14 protein-coding genes are annotated in these 13682 nt (G+C 45.8%); 7 read left to right on the top strand and 7 right to left on the bottom strand.

Going from position 1 to position 13682, the window contains the following annotated elements; all coding sequences use genetic code 11:
- Positions 1-25 precede the first annotated feature (25 nt).
- On the top strand, positions 26-1453 hold the full coding sequence (locus ACMUEV_RS01385; RefSeq protein WP_190649650.1) for a carotenoid oxygenase family protein: 1428 nt from the start codon (positions 26-28) through the stop codon (positions 1451-1453).
- Between the two features lie 79 nt (positions 1454-1532).
- Here ACMUEV_RS01385 and ACMUEV_RS01390 read toward each other — a convergent pair whose 3' ends face one another.
- Complete coding sequence (locus tag ACMUEV_RS01390; protein WP_017291084.1) at positions 1533-2081, bottom strand: response regulator; 549 nt, start codon at positions 2079-2081, stop codon at positions 1533-1535.
- A 279-nt stretch (positions 2082-2360) separates the two neighbouring features.
- Here ACMUEV_RS01390 and lipA point away from each other — a divergent pair, with 279 nt between their 5' ends.
- Together lipA and ACMUEV_RS01400 are read left to right on the top strand one after the other, a co-directional pair.
- A complete protein-coding gene (gene lipA, locus ACMUEV_RS01395; RefSeq protein ID WP_190649647.1) occupies positions 2361-3287 on the top strand; it encodes a lipoyl synthase in 927 nt (308 codons plus the stop codon).
- Positions 3284-3694 carry a gamma-glutamylcyclotransferase gene (locus ACMUEV_RS01400; protein WP_199329379.1) on the top strand — a complete coding sequence of 137 codons (411 nt, stop codon included), beginning with the start codon at positions 3284-3286 and terminating at the stop codon, positions 3692-3694. Before lipA ends, ACMUEV_RS01400 begins: the two co-directional genes overlap by 4 nt.
- Positions 3695-3733: 39 nt before the next feature.
- Here ACMUEV_RS01400 and ACMUEV_RS01405 read toward each other — a convergent pair whose 3' ends face one another.
- From ACMUEV_RS01405 to ACMUEV_RS01415, 3 genes are all read right to left on the bottom strand, one after another.
- The gene (locus ACMUEV_RS01405) at positions 3734-4255 is read right to left on the bottom strand and encodes an anti-sigma factor family protein (RefSeq protein WP_190649646.1); all 522 of its coding nucleotides are present in this window, start codon (positions 4253-4255) and stop codon (positions 3734-3736) included.
- A 170-nt stretch (positions 4256-4425) separates the two neighbouring features.
- Positions 4426-5085, bottom strand: coding sequence for a sigma-70 family RNA polymerase sigma factor (locus ACMUEV_RS01410; protein ID WP_017291080.1), 660 nt, complete (start codon positions 5083-5085; stop codon positions 4426-4428).
- 152 nt (positions 5086-5237) lie between these two features.
- Positions 5238-5387, bottom strand: coding sequence for a hypothetical protein (locus tag ACMUEV_RS01415; RefSeq protein ID WP_190649644.1), 150 nt, complete (start codon positions 5385-5387; stop codon positions 5238-5240).
- 284 nt (positions 5388-5671) lie between these two features.
- On the opposite strand from ACMUEV_RS01415, the gene ACMUEV_RS01420 reads away from it, so the two are divergent.
- The 3 genes from ACMUEV_RS01420 to ACMUEV_RS01430 all read left to right on the top strand — a co-directional run bounded on the left by ACMUEV_RS01420 (position 5672) and on the right by ACMUEV_RS01430 (position 9180).
- On the top strand, positions 5672-6241 hold the full coding sequence (locus tag ACMUEV_RS01420) for a L,D-transpeptidase (RefSeq protein WP_190649642.1): 570 nt from the start codon (positions 5672-5674) through the stop codon (positions 6239-6241).
- Between the two features lie 362 nt (positions 6242-6603).
- Positions 6604-8847 (top strand): ATP-dependent RecD-like DNA helicase, encoded by a 2244-nt coding sequence (locus tag ACMUEV_RS01425; RefSeq protein WP_199329377.1) that lies wholly within the window; start codon positions 6604-6606, stop codon positions 8845-8847.
- A gap of 99 nt (positions 8848-8946) precedes the next feature.
- The gene (locus ACMUEV_RS01430; protein ID WP_190649640.1) at positions 8947-9180 is read left to right on the top strand and encodes a photosystem II protein, Psb35-related; all 234 of its coding nucleotides are present in this window, start codon (positions 8947-8949) and stop codon (positions 9178-9180) included.
- A gap of 173 nt (positions 9181-9353) precedes the next feature.
- Here the strand turns inward: ACMUEV_RS01430 and ACMUEV_RS01435 are convergent, their stop codons facing one another.
- The 3 genes from ACMUEV_RS01435 to ACMUEV_RS01445 form a co-directional block, all read right to left on the bottom strand.
- On the bottom strand, positions 9354-11366 hold the full coding sequence (locus ACMUEV_RS01435) for a hypothetical protein (protein ID WP_190649638.1): 2013 nt from the start codon (positions 11364-11366) through the stop codon (positions 9354-9356).
- A gap of 309 nt (positions 11367-11675) precedes the next feature.
- Positions 11676-12104: an aspartyl protease family protein gene (locus tag ACMUEV_RS01440; RefSeq protein WP_190649636.1), complete on the bottom strand. Its 429-nt coding sequence runs from the start codon at positions 12102-12104 to the stop codon at positions 11676-11678.
- Positions 12097-12312 (bottom strand): hypothetical protein, encoded by a 216-nt coding sequence (locus ACMUEV_RS01445; RefSeq protein ID WP_190649634.1) that lies wholly within the window; start codon positions 12310-12312, stop codon positions 12097-12099. Before ACMUEV_RS01445 ends, ACMUEV_RS01440 begins: the two co-directional genes overlap by 8 nt.
- A 287-nt stretch (positions 12313-12599) precedes the next feature.
- Here ACMUEV_RS01445 and ACMUEV_RS01450 point away from each other — a divergent pair, with 287 nt between their 5' ends.
- Positions 12600-13661 (top strand): RuBisCO accumulation factor 1, encoded by a 1062-nt coding sequence (locus ACMUEV_RS01450; protein ID WP_190649632.1) that lies wholly within the window; start codon positions 12600-12602, stop codon positions 13659-13661.
- The last annotated feature ends 21 nt before the right edge of the window (positions 13662-13682 follow it).

Raw genomic sequence — 13682 nt, forward strand, 5'->3', positions numbered from 1 at the left:
GAAAAATACTTCGCTAAGAAAAAACATGGTCACTACTGTAAGAACACAACCTTGGACGAAATCTGTCCTCCATACTGCCAAAGGTTTCCCAGCCACAGATCTGTCAATTTTATCTGGCAAAATTCCCGAAGGCTTGAGAGGCTCACTGTATCGTAACGGGCCTGGTCGCCTAGAACGCGGAAATACACGAGTTGGACATTGGTTTGATGGCGATGGTGCAATTTTAGCCGTGCATTTCGGTGAGGCGGGCGCAACGGGCGTTTATCGCTATGTGGAAACGCCAGAATTTCTAGATGAAGAACGGGCTGGACGATTGATGTACAGCGGCTATGGCATGTTGCCACCCGGAGGATTGATCAATCGCTTTACGAAAGGCTTGAAAAATGCGGCAAATACCTCAGTATTGGCATTGAGCGATCGCTTACTTGCTCTCTGGGAAGGCGCACATCCGTACACGCTCAATCTAGAAACCCTAGAGACTGGAGAACCTGACCCTTTAGGAGGCTTACCGGAATCAATTCCTTTTTCTGCTCATCCAAAACGTGACCCCAAAACCGGAGATATCTACAATTTCGGTGTGACCGTTGGGAAAGACCCGGTTCTGAATTTGTATTGTGTCGATGCAAATGGCAAACTCAAGCAGCGAAATAGCTACACCCTAGACGGCTTTCCGCTCATTCACGATTTTGTGATGGCAGGTCAGTATTTACTCTTTTTTGTTTCGCCTGTACGGTTGAATCCGTTTTTGCTGTTAGCAAGAATTAAGAGTTTTAGCGAGTCGTTCGACTGGAAGCCAGAACTCGGAACTCAAGTGTTGGTCTTCGATCGAGAAACGCTACAACTGGTGAGCAAAGGCGAAACTGATCCTTGGTATCAATGGCATTTTGGCAATGCTTGTGTGGATGAGGATGGCAATGCGATTGTCGATATTATCCGCCTTCCCGACTTCAACACCAATGAATACCTCAGACAGATTGCGACTGGCGAGACTCATACATTCGCAAAATCAACTCTGTGGCAAGTTCGAGTCAATCCGAAAACGGGGCAAGTATTCGAGCAGCAGGAACTTGTCGATCGACACTTAGAATTTCCGGTGGTAAACCCAGTCGATGTGGGGCAAGACTGGCGCTATACCTATTTCGCAATGCATCGTAAGGGCAGTGATTCGACGAAAGATTTCTTTGGCGCGATCGGGCGATTCGATCGGAAAACTGAAACGCTGATCGAAGCTGACTGTGGTGAACATCGATATCCAATGGAACCGATTTACGCACCTGATGCGATCGATGCTAATCAAGGTTGGATTATCACCGTTGTTTACGATGCGCGTACAGATAGTAGTGAAGTTTGGGTGTTCGATAGTCATCACTTAGACGATCAGCCCGTATGCCGATTAGCATTGCCGGAAGTCATCCCACTCGGATTTCATGGGACATGGAAACCTGCTCAATAAAAAACGCTACGGAGGTGAGAACTTCCGTAGCGCCCTACATTCATCAGAATTACTTCGAGCAAAATTGCTTCAGGCAAAATTACTTCAACTTCTGCTTCACAAACGCTAAAAGCTGACCCATTTGCTTCTTCATTCCATCAATTTCAGCCTGCATCTTCACGATCTTCTGATTCAGGGCTGCAATTTCAGCTGCGTCCGCACCACTTGTGGTCTCAGCAACCGGAGCAACTGGAGCAACTGGAGCCGGACGACGCTTCGCTTTTGCCATTGCCGTTTTAATGGCATCAATTAGACCCTTCTGGTCAAATGGCTTCTGCACAAACTCGAAATACTCAAACGGCTCTTGCAGCTTTTCCTCAACCTCTTCCTTACGTCCCGACATCAGTACTAAAGGAATCGTTTGTAGTTCAGGCTGGCTCTGAATTTGCTGGTACACTTCCCAACCGCTCATTCGCGGCAGCAGGAAATCTAACATAATCAGAGTTGGACGCTCCTGACGAATCAGGGTAATCCCTTGCACTCCGTCTTTTGCTTCCAAAACCTCAAAATTGCCTTTCGGCAACATGTCACGCACCATGTTCCGAATCACGGCGCTATCATCGATAACAATAACTTTGTGACTAGCCACAACTGAACTCCTCTACGGGTGATCTGGGAAACAACATCGGTCAGGATGGTCGGGAAAACGATGCGACCCGTGAATACTGCACCCCTGACCGAGAAACTCAGCAGTAGAAATGATAGCCGCGATCGTGCTAAATGATACTGACTTTTCGTGAAGGAACACTACAGCGTCGAGCCGATGAGTTTCTCACTTTATAATTGACATAGGCAACAAAACTTTATCTTCTAAGCTGTTGGCTTTTGCCAAGTTTTTATTCATCTGACCCCTAGCATTCCCCCGTTTATGTCTTCCCAAACGAATCCTTCGACAATTTCTGAACGTCGTGCCTTGGTTGCTGCGATGCCAGACTGGTTACGCCGCTCGATCGGGAATGCCAGTGATATTTCAACTGTGCAGCAGATTATTAAACAGCGCCAAATTCACACGATTTGTGAGGAAGGACGCTGTCCAAATCGGGGAGAATGCTATGCCCAGAAGACGGCGACGTTTCTGTTGATGGGGCCAACTTGTACGCGATCGTGTGCGTTCTGTCAGGTGGATAAAGGACACGCGCCCATGCCGCTGGATGCCGAAGAGCCTCAGAAAGTGGCGGAATCGGTTCAGTTACTCGGCTTGAGATACGTCGTGCTAACTTCGGTGGCACGAGATGACATCCCGGATCAAGGAGCAGGTTGGTTTGCAGCAACGATGCAGCAAATTCGCAAATTGAATCCGGAGACTCAGATTGAAGTGCTGACCCCTGATTTTTGGGGCGGAAAACAAGAAGGGTTTTCCGCAGAAGAATTGCAGCGGCAGCGAATTGAGACGATCGTGAAAGCGCAACCCGCTTGCTATAACCACAATATTGAAACCGTCAAGCGGTTACAGGCTCCCGTGCGCCGAGGTGCGAAATACGATCGCACTCTTCGAGTTTTAGAAATCGTCAAAGAACTTGATTCGACGATTCCCACCAAATCAGGCTTGATGTTAGGACATGGTGAAACTGAAGAAGAAGTGATTGAGACACTTCAGGATTTGAGAGCCGTCCAGTGCGATCGCGTAACGATCGGTCAATATATGCGTCCTTCTTTAGACCATTTGCCCGTTCAGAAATATTGGCATCCGGATGAGTTCGAGCGTTTGGGCAAGATTGCCAAAGCGATGGGATTTTCTCATGTGCGATCGGCTCCTCTTGTCCGTAGTTCGTATCATGCAGGCGAAGAGGAATGATTCGGGTCTTTGTGTACGGCACGCTCAAGCCGGGTGAAAGTCAGTATGTGCTCTGTGCTGATCGCGTTATTTCCAGCCGAAGCGCGATCGCTCACGCCTCTCTCTATCATTTACAGCTAGGTTATCCGGCAATTGTTCCTGGAAATGGAAGGACTTACGGTTATCTGTTAACTTTCCAGAATGCTGAGATATTAGAAATCCTAGATGACTACGAACAACATGATTCAACCGAGATCGAGCCGTTTGGATCAGGGAACGATTATCAGCGCCAGGAAATTGAAGTCTTTGATCTCAATCAAATCTCACTAGGAAAAGCTTGGGCGTATGTGATGACGCAAGAGCAAGTCGATCGCTTAAAGGGCGTTCTGACTCCCAGCGGAATTTGGCAGAAAAATCGCCCGCAGTGAAATAACCACGGGCGATTGAAATCTTCAGCAAACCTGAGATTAGTTGCGTTGACGTGAAGGCGGTTGAGAATTTGCCATCTTAATTGACACAACTGGGCGATCGAGCGCCACCATCATGTCAGAGTCAGAGGGCTGCTGCTGAGCTTCAAGAGTCGGTTGAGTTTTGGGTTGAACTTGTGCCATTTGGGGCTGACGAACACTAAAGAGCGTCACGGCACCCATAAAGGCAGCAGCAATGGCAGCCCCTCCCCAGACCAAGCGGAGTTTTGGACGGCGATCGACTTTTGCCATGACTTGTTCAACTGTTTGCTCAACAGATTGAACGGGAGCGGGGGCAGGAATCGAGCGAAATGCCTGACGAAGTTTGAGCAAGCGAGCGTGAAGCTGTTGGATCGAAGTATCGGTTGCTAACCATTCTTCAACCTGTTTGCGCTCACTGGCTGTCACTTCTCCGTCGAGATAGGCACTGAGTAACTCGAAGCGATCGCGGGCTTGTGCGTTTAACTGTGAATTGAGCGGAGATTGCATATCGTTATTCAGCGAATCAAAATTGGAGTTCATCGAGAGTCACTTCACTTATGAATGCCCAGAGATCAAACGATTTTCAGTGTACTTAACCACTCCTCGTAATCACTCACTCCTCAGAATATTAAAGCTCTTGCGGAGATACATCTGAGAGCATATTAACAAAGCCAATCTGAAGTCTTAGCAATATCACGGAGAATTTAAAATTATTGTCCATCAAGGTACTGTTGAAGTTGCGATTGGAGGCGATGGCGCGCTCTCGCAATCCGCGATTTCACAGTTCCGAGTGACACTCCAGTGAGTTCAGCAATTTCTTCATATGCCATACCCTCAATCTCACGTAACACAATCGTGGTACGGAAGACTTCGGGGAGGTCAGCGATCGCTTCGTTGAGCTGATCGTAGAATTCCCGAGTGGTGAGATCTTCATCAGGTCCGGGTGTTGCTGCGGCGATTTCCCAATCTACCTCTCCATCATCCACGGATAAAGGTGCATCCAAAGACAGGGGTGCGGTATTGCGTTTGCGTTTGCGAAGCTCGTCGTAAAACAAATTGGTCGCAATCCGACTCAACCAACCTCGGAACTTGACAGGTTCATTCAGTCGGGTGATGTTGCGATAGACCCGAATCCAGACTTCTTGAGCCAGATCGGCACGATCTTGCCAATCCGGTGCTAAATGATAGAGAACTTTATCGACATGAGACTGATACCGCCGCATGAGTTCCGCAAACACGGCTTTCTCCGGGCGATGTCCGGTCTGACATTGCAACACTAAATCGTAATTGGAGAGTTTTTCTGCTTGCACTGGACTCTGATGAACCTTTGGCTCGATCGATGACCAGGATACAGGAAGGGACTGACTCATGGGCGGATGACGGTATTTTCTACGTTCCACCTTTGATGACCCCAACGGGTTTGAGAAAGTTCCTCACAGTTGCCTAGTTTTTGATCGAGTGATCCTATCCAGGATAGATCGGAGATGTTCTCGTTGGAGAACTCTAGCAACAGAAATACGCTTTAGGGTAGAGTTTCGAGCTGTAAACGAGCGATGTGGTCGGCGATCGCTTCAGTTTGGGTGGTATTTCGGACGCGAATTGGACTAGACCAATCATACAGACAGAGAATTGCGCTTGTGATGGCGATCGCTAGAAATAGCTTTTCTTTCATGACTCACTCCTCACTCCTCACTCAGACCGAAACGAACAGGTTGCCAGCATTGTAAATTTGGGATCACCCTTTGGATCAAGATTTACTCAATCTTTTATCTAACCTAGGTAAGATTGCGGCAGATTCGCCAATTTTCCGGGTTAGGTCAAAGGATTCCCGTATGAATTACGTTACGATCGCGACAATGGTATCCGTGTAAAAGAAAAATCTGCTTGCGTCTTAAGATTCACAATCGGGCAGATGAGTTCCGGGCAGAATGAAAAAAGTAGCAGTTTGAGAAGGAAATGGCGGCAAAGATTCAGGAGTCTCCTCTTTCTAAAGCGTTCATGATGATCTGCGTTGTCCCAGGAATCGCGATCGCGCTTTTCCAGGTGCGTCGGTTGCCTGCGTTGCCAAAATTTGACCTGCCGAATTTTCAGGCGATGGTTGCTCCCAAAGCTTCTCCTGCTCCGTCGCCTGTGATTGAGACAAAATTAGTGGTCGATTTAAGCGATCGCAAGGTGCGACTGTTTGAGAAAAAGAAATTAAAGGCAACTTATCCGATCGCAATTGGGCAAGAAGGATGGGAAACGCCCATTGGATCGTTTAAAGTGTCTCAAATGGTTGAGAATCCAACTTGGCAACATCCGATTACGGGTGAGCATATTCCGGCAGGTGATCAGGACAATCCGTTGGGCAAACGGTGGATTGGCTTTACTTCGCAGGGAAAACTTTTGATTGGATTTCATGGAACAAAGGATTACTCGTTGCTAGGGCAAGCCGTTTCTCATGGATGTTTGAGAATGAGAAATGCGGATGTAGTGGCGCTGTATCAAGCGGTGAAAGTGGGTACGCCTGTTGAGGTGAAGAAATAATTCCACCTATCAATTTCGGGTTGATTTGTTGATCGCGTGCTCCCGCACAGGGTTTAAAACCCCGTGCTAACTGTGCGAAGTCCACTGAAGGGACTGCATCGCTGTATTCTGGTAGTCCCTTTAGGGACTTCGCACGGTTAGACCGCGATTTTCAATCACGGGCGGGAAAGTGCAATCAACGATCAACCGAAAATTTGGAGGTGGAAATCCTTTAAGTTGGCTAGTTGCTGATCGCATTCATTCCCCCACTCCCCACTCCCTACTCCAAATTGATTGTGGTGAACGACGTAAAATAAGCAAAACGATGCATTTCGATACGTTTCGTGGATTGAGCGAAGTCGCAGCCCGCCCCCAACCTGATCATGAACATTGAGGAACTCGAAGGCAGCATTGAATCGATCGTATTTACCTCGGCTGAAACTGGATTTACGGTGGCTCGGTTGCAGACGGTTGCCGAGGTTGTAACGATCGTGGGCAATTTTGCCAGCCTCAATTTAGGACAGTCTTTAATTCTCAGTGGAACTTGGCGCACTCATTCTCGGTACGGGTTGCAATTTCAGGTTGAAAATTATCGCGAAGCACTGCCGAATACGATCGCGAGTCTCGAAGCTTATTTAAGTAGTGGTGCAATTCGGGGCATCGGCTCAGCGATGGCGAAACGAATTGTCGATCGCTTTGGGTTAGAAACTCTGACCATTCTTGAGACTGATATCGATCGACTAATTGAAGTCAAAGGCATCGCTCAATCGAAAATAGCGATGATTCAGTCTTCTTGGCTGGAACAGAAACAGACTCATAGCATCATGATGTTTCTACAGACTTACGGCATTGGTCGAAGTCAAGCGGTGAAAGTTTTTAAGCGCTATGGAGAAGACGCGATCGCGATTGTTTCCCAAAATCCTTACCAGCTTGCGGCGGATATTCGAGGCATTGGATTTCACTCAGCCGATGGCATTGCCACGCAACTCGGAATAAAACCGGATTCTGAAGCGCGTTATCGCAGTGCAATTTTGCATTGTTTACGAGAAGCTGGACGAGATGGACATTGTTTTTTGCCGCAATCTACTCTGGTAGAGCGAACTGCTCGATTGCTGGCTCGTCCAGATTATGCAGCACAAGCTGAACAAATCGAGGATCAAATTGTCTATCTGGTTGCCACGCAAGAACTGGTTGTCGAAGAAAGTCGTCGGTATCCGGGACGGTTGGGGTACTACTTGCCTGCGTTTTATTACGCGGAAATGTCGATCGCGACTCGGCTGAAATTATTGCTTCTTGAGCCATTAGAAATTGATCATCATTTTGTCGAAACTTGGATGCAGCAGTACTGCGAATCTTCAGATCTGCTGCTTTCTCAAGAACAAAGGCAAGCCGTGATTTTAGCCGCAACGCAGCGAGTGGTAATTTTGACGGGCGGGCCAGGGGTTGGAAAATCGCATACAACTCGCGCGATCGTTGAACTGTGGGAAGCAATGGGCAAACAAGTTGCTTTGGCTTCTCCGACTGGGCGAGCCGCGCGCAGACTTTCGGAATTAACGCAAAGAGACGCGTCTACGCTGCATCGGCTCTTGGAATATGACCGCAGTAGTGGATACTTTCAGCGCGATCACACTCGACCGCTCAAAGCAGACTGCATTGTTGTGGATGAGTTTTCCATGACCGATGTGTTTCTTGCGAACGCATTGATCAAAGCGGTTTCGCTTCAATCTCAACTCTTGATCGTTGGCGATGTTGATCAGTTGCCGAGTGTTGGAGCGGGTGCAGTGTTGCGAGATTTAATTGAGTCTGAACAAGTGCCTGTAATCCGGTTAACTCAAGTTTGGCGGCAAGCTCAAAGCTCGGCGATTATCTGTCATGCTCACGCGCTGAATCGAGGTGAAGTGCCAGAGATTGAGCGCTTTTCGACGACTCCTCAATCGGATTGCTTATGGATGCCCTCACATTCTCCTCAACATGGCATTCAATGCATTCAGCAGTTGATTACTGAGACGATTCCTCGGCTTGGATTTAACGCATTTAATGATGTGCAGATTCTTTGTCCGATGATCAAAGGAGACATTGGCACGAAAGCGATTAATGCCGTTGTACAAGCGTTGCTCAATCCACCGCAGGCTGATGGCTTCGAGGTTCAGGCTGAGGAGCGCAAATTTAGAATCGGCGATCGCGTGATTCAGTTGGAAAATGATTACGATCGCGAAGTTATGAACGGCGAATTAGGCATTATTGAAACCTACGATGCTCAGAGACAAATTTTAGGCGTTCAGTTCGAGGAACATTGGGTCGAATATCAGCGCACAGAATGGGATCAGATGACTCTGGCGTACAGCATTACCGGACATAAGGCGCAAGGGTCTGAATTTCCAGTCACGATCGTGCCTTTATTTATGCAAAACACTGTAATGCTCAGCCGCCCTTGGCTTTACACAACGCTGACCCGTGCGAAGCAGTTAGCGATCTTAGTCGGACAACCGCAAGCTTTACGTCAGGCAATTTCCCAGTGTCGAGACAAGCGCCGATATACCTTGCTCAGCCAGCGGTTACAAGAAGAGCAAATTGTCCCCTCTTTCTCATCTAATCCTCAAAATTCTCATCAAAATTCTCATAATTGACCGAGTTCGGTTATCACACCTGACGGGTAGATTGCCTTTTCTGAATAATCTCTGTTACATTAGTTTACATAAAGAAACAGAACTTCACAGGAGGTTGCGATGGTAATCTTGATTAGCCTATTTGTTGTCGGTTGGGTCGCAGTTGCTCTATTGGGTTCGATGACTTATTTCTTGGGTGAGCAATCGAAGCCGATTCATGAGCGCAACTGGCGATCGACTTCTTTTGAAAAGCTGGCTCGCGCTCTGACTGGAAATGAAATCGATTACTCTACACGTGTTCCTGCCTTTGTCGTAGCTGATGCCTACGCCAGTGCAAGATTGCCCGAAGCATAGTTAATAGTTTGGTTGATGAAGACGAGGGTTTGGTTGAGAAACTTAGCCCTTGTTTTTTCGTGAATTGAGCTAAATAAAGACTAAGTTGAGCGGCGACAGATATGCTCATAACATAGTGCTTGAAATTGCCGTTCCAATGATTGGTAGATGTCTGGCTACATGGAGAATTGAACTTATAAATTAGAATCAATTAACCGCTTTAGACTATTACTGTATGAATCATTAAACCTGTTCAGTTTCTCTCGAAAATTCAGCCAGTAAGGTTGAACGGATTGGCTGAGTTCTAGGGACTTCTTGAATAAGGATTCAAATCCCTCTTTACATCTATATGAACCGCAAAGTTGACTATTCTCAAAAAAAGCCTCCAAAATACTTTCCCACTGAACAGGGCTTAAGTACTCAGCAATCTTTATTATCAATCTTGTGTTAATCGCAGCAGAATCAAAAGAGCCTGATTTTTCAAACCTTTTTATTATTTCTAAGACATTATTTTTCAAGATTGGTTCAAGTAAGTTATTGGGAATTTCATCCCAATGTCTTCTTTGCTCAAATAGGTCATTGAAGCGCGTTGACTTCACCTGTTGGCTGATAAATCTATCAAATATTTCAAGTATTCTATTTTCTGGAGTAGCCAAGAATTTGTATGTTGATTTCGCTTCCAGTAGACGATCTAAACTTACAGTAGAGATTTTCTTCTCTAGTTCAGGTTCAACTAGAGCTATAAAGAAATCATCTTCTTCGTATCGTGTGATGAAAGCGACGACTTCTTCTAAAGAAATCTCTCCTACCTCTTGCTTGACTTGCTGCTCAATAGAGATATCAAACAACTCAAGTATTTTGTCTTTTTGTTCATTGATCAATTTATACCTTGCTTTTGCTGCAAGTAAGTTTTTCAAGCTTGCACTAGTCATATTCTCTTCTAGGGCAAGTTCAATTAAGCTAATAAGCCATTCATCTTGATACTTAGATGCTGTTGAAGTTAACTCCCACAATGAGGAAGATTGGATTTTCTCTCTTATATTTGCTTCGATTGTGCCATCAGATTTTAATGAAGCTTCGGTTCTCATTGAGATCAATTCATCCAAATTAGCTTGTGGCGATAGTTCTCGTAGAATAGGAATAATAATCATCTCCTTAAAAGAATCATCTCCGCAAGAATCTTTCAATAATAGTAAGTCTTTCAAAGAGAGTTGAAGTTTCTTTGTTATAGACTGCTTCAAGAAATCTATACGAGATGCTTTCACTAATATAGAGATTGCTTGCTGTGAGAGTCGTCTAGGATATTTTTGTTGCTTCTCAAATATATCGAGTCTGTCAATAAACGCTTCTGCTTTTAATCTACATGGTTCGCTAAGATCCTCCCAAGCAGTAACACTGCCAAGATAGTTGATAACCTTATCCCAATTTTCATCACTGACCCTGCTAAGAATAATTTCAGATAATTGACTATTCAACATCTCTCTTGTTTCTTGAAAATACATACTTGAAACAGCGTTTAGTGCTGAAAGCTGTCGCGCACGCTCATCCTCTGATCTCTCCTCTATTAATAGACTTTTCGTTAAGCCAATAACTACATCTTTAACTAAAGTGAATCTTGCTCTTGCAAGCGGACTGTTCTGGAAATACGTTACTGCTAATTCTGTTTCTGATGGAAAATATGCAGAGCTAATGTCCTGGAAGATCCTTTCTCGGGCAGCGCGACCTTGTACAGGTGGATGTTGTAAAAGATGTGATACTGCACTTCTTAAATGATAACGTGCCAGTTCTGCTGTGGCTTCAAATGGTTCTTCTAATGATGTCATAGAAGGATGAGCACATCGGCTTCGATCCTCAAACAGTCTCTCAATATCTGATTTCTCTACATTTGAAATTAGTTCAAACCTTGTAAGTGCAAATTGAGGAATATCAGACTCAAACTGCCAAAGCTCTCTAAATTTGTTAAGTCTGTCACTTGACCTTAAATTATTAAATTGTTCTAGTAATCTTGATGCCTCCAAATCTCCCAAAAGCTCCAACTCTCTGAGCTTATGCAAAAAATCGAAAACTACTGCATTCCACGTTGCGACTATGCATGAGCGGAATGCTCCAGCGCGGTAACAAGAAACAGCTTCTTGGATAAACTTTCTTGATAATTTATCTCTGCATCGCACTATCAATTCGTCTAAATCGATGAAGGCTTCGTACATACGAGGATTCAAACTTCCCAAAACAGATGACGCTGCTATGGTAGCGCATCCTCATGTGAGTAAAGAAAAGCACCCGTATTTCTGGCTTGAAGTTGTCTCTTGCATCCTCAACCAATGCCTTTCAAGAAACCTCAATAGTGGTTGATCTTGACAATTAAATTAATCGAGAAACTTCAAACCACTGCCACCACCTAAAATCAAAGCCATCCAACGATTCAATTTATCAGCAGCAGATAATCCTGAACCGAGCACAAATGGCTTTCGACTATACTGGTGTCACCGAGGACTAGAGGTTGCCAAGAGTGAAATCTACTCGGACACAGAGGCTTTGGGACTGACTGCGAACTCTAGCTGTGAACGGTAGAAGCAAACATCAAACTCCATGAAAAAATTGACCTGCCCCAGGATAAGCGGTACATTAGTCGCCTGTGTCCAGGCAAATACCAGTTGCACAGGCTCAAATTGCCCAACGACTGCTTGAGCAAGTACAACACGCGCTTCATATTGAGCTAAATTTCCTGTCAAACTTAGGGCTGTGGTTTGCCGTTCCCACTCATACCCAAGCTCGATCCCCATTGAATAGGGCAATACATTGACACTTGCTCCAGTATCTAGCAAACCCGATACAGCAGCAGAAACTTGTTGGTGAACCAAGGTAAATGACAGATACGGACGAAAACTGGCTTCGCCTAATGCCGAATCGCCAGGAGTAAAGGGGTATCGTTCAACATTAGGCATGATCTCGATGCTTGGAAGCCTGTAACACCTTTAACATTGTATCTGCTGCCTCAACTGCATCGTAAGGTGACCATACTGGATAAGCTTGATCAGGTTTAATCAAATCTGCTTCTTGTTGTGCTAGTTCTGAAATCAGAAGTTGCATGATATAGAACTTGTCTGGACGGCTCAGCCCCTTTAACGTAGAGATTAAATCTGATGAAACCATAAGAAGCACTCCAGTTTAATCAAATATACCCCTCTCATGTTAATTGCTTCTACTCACTACTGTGAAATGTTTGATAGCAGGAAGACCTCCATTACAATCGTACGCCCTAACTTATTCAGACGAAGTGACCTAACTAAACAGATCTCTTGAAGATTCTTTTTCTATGTTAACTCTGCGTATCCTTGAGAAAACTTATCGGTGAAAGGGCTGCTTCTAATGGTAGGTCGCGTTTCAGAATCAACTATCATCTAGAATTAGTCCAATCCAGATCCGACAAAGAACCTGCTATGACCGAGACACCTCAAGACCTCCCAAATGCTGACGAACTCCTGCTCTCACTCCGCCGCAAACAGGGATCTTGGGTCGAGTGGGGACATACTTGTCAAACCTTGCAGAAAGCAGGATATACACCCCAAGCCATCTTTGAAGCCTCTGGATTCGAGCCGATTCAGCAAAACCAGATCATTGTTGCTGCACAGGTTTATGACACCATGCTGAGAGTCGGGGTTTCGGATGCGGTTAAAAACCATTTTGGACAAAGAGCCAGCGATATTCTGTACGAATTGCGAGTGCTCAAACAAGAAGAACGTGCGGCCGCCGCTGAATTAGTCTTTGAGAAGAACTTAGACACAGACGAAGTGCATGAAGTTGTACGATCGCTCAAAGAATTTTCTCGCCTGAGCAAAATTCCAGAAAACTTTACGGCTCATCCAGGTGACATTGTTGCGTTCTACGCCTGGAAGACTGCGAAAGAAAAATCCGATTTCCAAGAGCGATCGCGCTACATTGCCAGAGGTCTAAAATTCGCGCACACCGAAACAGCTCGAAAAACGATCGAAGCACTCTTAACCGATTTCACTGTTACCCCCAAGCGTCCTGCCCCTCGCCTTCCGCTCTATCGCGTTGACAGTGATGAGCAACTGCCGCGCATTTTACCCGTTGCAGGCAAACTGCCGCTCAAAGTTGCTGATCTTCATGCTGTCCCGATGTTAGAAGAAACGGGAATCTTTGCGATCGTGCAATTTTCCGGCATCGGCGCAGTGATGACGGTTCCGGGTTGGCAAGTGATCCGCAGTGCAGAAGATCCAGTCGCGATTTTAGGACAAAGCGATCGCTTACCTGTTCCATTAGAAGGTGATGCGGAAGAAGTGATCATTGTCATCGATCGAGCGCAACGAGACTGGGACGCAGACAGTTACTTTGCGATCGCTGAAGGAGAACAATTAGAACTGCAATGGTTTGAAGAAGAACCGACGATCAACTTATTAGGGCGAGTCATTCTCGTCATGCGCCCCAAGAAAGTCCTAGACGAAGCTTATACAACCGAGCTTTGGCAGTTAGATGAGTAGAACTGCCTTTTGCAGGTTTGA

The organism is Leptolyngbya sp. FACHB-1624 (assembly GCF_047649235.1).
In the GTDB taxonomy this organism is placed as follows: domain Bacteria; phylum Cyanobacteriota; class Cyanobacteriia; order Leptolyngbyales; family Leptolyngbyaceae; genus Leptolyngbya; species Leptolyngbya boryana.

What these genes read in the sequence shown, in the direction of transcription:
- ACMUEV_RS01405 (WP_190649646.1), bottom strand. Translation starts at nt 4,255, where the DNA reads ATGAACTCCAATTTTGATTCGCTGAATAACGATATGCAATCTCCGCTC.
- ACMUEV_RS01410 (WP_017291080.1), bottom strand. Translation starts at nt 5,085, where the DNA reads ATGAGTCAGTCCCTTCCTGTATCCTGGTCATCGATCGAGCCAAAGGTT.
- ACMUEV_RS01420 (WP_190649642.1), top strand. Translation starts at nt 5,672, where the DNA reads ATGGCGGCAAAGATTCAGGAGTCTCCTCTTTCTAAAGCGTTCATGATG.
- ACMUEV_RS01435 (WP_190649638.1), bottom strand. Translation starts at nt 11,366, where the DNA reads ATGTACGAAGCCTTCATCGATTTAGACGAATTGATAGTGCGATGCAGA.
- ACMUEV_RS01385 (WP_190649650.1), top strand. Translation starts at nt 26, where the DNA reads ATGGTCACTACTGTAAGAACACAACCTTGGACGAAATCTGTCCTCCAT.
- lipA (WP_190649647.1), top strand. Translation starts at nt 2,361, where the DNA reads ATGTCTTCCCAAACGAATCCTTCGACAATTTCTGAACGTCGTGCCTTG.
- ACMUEV_RS01430 (WP_190649640.1), top strand. Translation starts at nt 8,947, where the DNA reads ATGGTAATCTTGATTAGCCTATTTGTTGTCGGTTGGGTCGCAGTTGCT.
- ACMUEV_RS01440 (WP_190649636.1), bottom strand. Translation starts at nt 12,104, where the DNA reads ATGCCTAATGTTGAACGATACCCCTTTACTCCTGGCGATTCGGCATTA.
- ACMUEV_RS01445 (WP_190649634.1), bottom strand. Translation starts at nt 12,312, where the DNA reads ATGGTTTCATCAGATTTAATCTCTACGTTAAAGGGGCTGAGCCGTCCA.
- ACMUEV_RS01450 (WP_190649632.1), top strand. Translation starts at nt 12,600, where the DNA reads ATGACCGAGACACCTCAAGACCTCCCAAATGCTGACGAACTCCTGCTC.
- ACMUEV_RS01425 (WP_199329377.1), top strand. Translation starts at nt 6,604, where the DNA reads ATGAACATTGAGGAACTCGAAGGCAGCATTGAATCGATCGTATTTACC.
- ACMUEV_RS01400 (WP_199329379.1), top strand. Translation starts at nt 3,284, where the DNA reads ATGATTCGGGTCTTTGTGTACGGCACGCTCAAGCCGGGTGAAAGTCAG.
- ACMUEV_RS01415 (WP_190649644.1), bottom strand. Translation starts at nt 5,387, where the DNA reads ATGAAAGAAAAGCTATTTCTAGCGATCGCCATCACAAGCGCAATTCTC.